The 308-nt window shown below is 71.8% G+C and carries 1 protein-coding gene; it reads right to left on the bottom strand.

Translation table 11 applies throughout. From position 1 onward, the window contains the following. On the bottom strand, positions 1-308 hold a 308-nt coding region (locus ACZYRU_RS26915), incomplete at both ends, for a hypothetical protein (RefSeq protein WP_488960177.1).

Genomic DNA, 308 nt, shown 5'->3' with positions numbered 1-308 from the left:
CGCCCGAGAGGGTTGCGCTGTAGGTGCTGCTGGCGTCGCGGCTGTCCTTGTCGTGGGACGTCAGCGTCATGGTGACGAGCACCGGCACGTTCGCGCCGGCGCCATTGCACGTGTCGGACCCCGAGGTGCCGTCGGCGCGGACGCACACCACCGTCGGGATGGCCGAGAGGTTCTTGGCGACCGTCACTCGCGAGTCGAGGTGCGACCCCGCGCAGCGGACCCGCACCAGGTTGTACGGCGCGCTGGCGCCCTGCCGGAGGTAGGTGACGGTGACCTTGGTCGGGGTGTCCGGCGACGCCGGGGCGTAC

The sequence above is a fragment of the Nocardioides sp. F233 genome (assembly GCF_057813895.1).
This window is presented reverse-complemented; position numbering and strand designations above follow the sequence as displayed.